Below are 1,079 nucleotides of genomic sequence, written 5' to 3'. Positions count from 1 at the left end.
ATTCGTCCTGCCGCGGATCGGGACGCGCTCCGCGCGCTGATACCGATCCGAGTCGTTCCTCCGGCCGCTGCATTCTGAGGTGCGACACCGCAGACGGCGAACGCCGCCCCGTCGACGCGCGAAATCGCTTGTCGACGGGGCGGTGAGCCGTTTTGGCGGGTGGCGAGCGTGCCGTCTGCACGGCACGCGCCGGTCAGAGGGCCCGTACTGCCGCCACGATCGAGTCGACCTCGGTCCGTGCGGTGTAGTCGACCTGGATGTCCACGTACCGGACGACCCGCTGGGCGTCGACAACGAGGACCGTTGGAAACGGGATCCGTCCGGATGCGTCGGCGTTGCTATCGGCAACGTCGAATCCGAGCTGGGCGTGGGCGCGCCGCGCTTCCGGGCTCGGTTCGGTCACGATGCCTAGTTGTGCGGCGAGCACGTTCCCAGGATCCGAGCGCACTAGGAACGCCAACTCGCCGTTCGCGATCGCGGCTTCAGAGCCCTCCGGGGTCTGCGGGGAGATCGCCACCAGTTGTGCTCCGAGCGCATCAAGGTGCGGCAGGAGGTCCTGCTGGTACGTGCGGAGGGTGAGATTGCAATACGGGCACCAGGCACCGCGGTAGAAGACGACGACTGCGGGGGCGGAGCCGAGGTCGTCGGCCAGCGTTACCGTGTCGCCGCCGGGGGTCAGCAGGTCGGCGTCGGGGAGCCGGTTGCCCGGGCGTACGACTGCGGCGGGAAGGCCGGCGGCGCGGAGATCAGCCTGCTCGGTGTCGAACACAGCAGACAGATCAGGGCCGATCTGTCTGGTGAACCCCTTGTTGAACGATTCGACCTGCTCGGCGATGGACGATTCGGGCATCGGTGACCTCCGTATGCGGTCGACGGGTGTCGACCTCCGGAGCCTAGGCACGACGTGACTGTTCTGGCCGCCTCCGCGTCATGGGAAGTCATCCGGGATCGCGCCCTCCTTGTGGGATCCGTGCGTCTTCAGGACAGGGGCAACGGTCTTTCCAGTCCGTGGCGGCACGCGGGTACGAATGGAGAGCACGCGCGACTTTCGCGCTCGAAAGGGGAAGCTTTTCGTGACT

General features: G+C 67.2%; 1 protein-coding gene. It reads right to left on the bottom strand.

All coding sequences use genetic code 11. From position 1 onward, the window contains the following. Window positions 1–193 precede the first annotated feature (193 nt). Complete coding sequence (locus tag Q9R26_RS18590) at window positions 194–850, bottom strand: peroxiredoxin-like family protein (RefSeq protein WP_311228213.1); 657 nt, start codon at window positions 848–850, stop codon at window positions 194–196. Between the last annotated feature and the right edge of the window lie 229 nt (window positions 851–1,079).

Origin of the sequence: Curtobacterium sp. BRB10 (assembly GCF_031844325.1) — a bacterium.
Lineage (GTDB): Bacteria > Actinomycetota > Actinomycetes > Actinomycetales > Microbacteriaceae > Curtobacterium > Curtobacterium poinsettiae_A.
Note: the sequence above shows the minus strand (reverse complement) of the source record. Positions and strands in the feature narration are given on the sequence as shown.